At 53.8% G+C, this 602-nt stretch carries 1 protein-coding gene; it reads left to right on the top strand.

All coding sequences use genetic code 11. The features are described from left to right. On the top strand, positions 1 to 602 hold a 602-nt coding region (locus FDX19_RS08075; protein WP_368666071.1), incomplete at both ends, for a tyrosine-type recombinase/integrase.

The raw sequence follows: 602 nt of genomic DNA, 5'->3' as shown, positions 1-602 counted from the left end.
ACGTTTCTCTGTTTAAGGCGCGTCAGCTATGCGGTGCCGCTCGCGCCAGAGTGCGTGAAGGGGCCGACCCTGCTGCGGATAAAAAGATCGCCCAGCAGAAAAAGAAAAACGGACATACCTTCCGCCAGATCGCCATGAACTGGCACGGTGAGCACAAACGCTGGTCTGCGCATTATGCAAACACCATCCAGCGCAGGCTGGAAATGTATGTTTTCCCGGATATCGGGGACAGCCTTATCGATCAGATCACCACGGAGACGCTTTTATTCACATTACGCAAGGTGGAAAACAAAGGCTTTCTGGAGATCACCGCGCGGCTGAAAAATTACGTCACCGAGATCATGCGCTATGCGGTGAAAAAGCAGTTAATCAAGTCAAACCCGGCGCTGGATCTGGACGGTGAGTTCACGCCACCGGAAACGCAACACTACCCGGCTCTGCCACTTGATAAGCTGCCAGAACTGTTATCCCGGACGGACACCTACTCCGGCAGGCTGCTGACAAGGTACGCCCTTAAACTGTCGCTGTTGTTTTTCGTGCGCTCAAGCGAGTTGCGCTTTGCCCGCTGGAGTGAAATCGACTGGCAGCAGAAATTATGGGTG

The organism is Citrobacter sp. wls619, assembly GCF_005281345.1.
Lineage (GTDB): Bacteria > Pseudomonadota > Gammaproteobacteria > Enterobacterales > Enterobacteriaceae > Citrobacter.
This window is presented reverse-complemented; position numbering and strand designations above follow the sequence as displayed.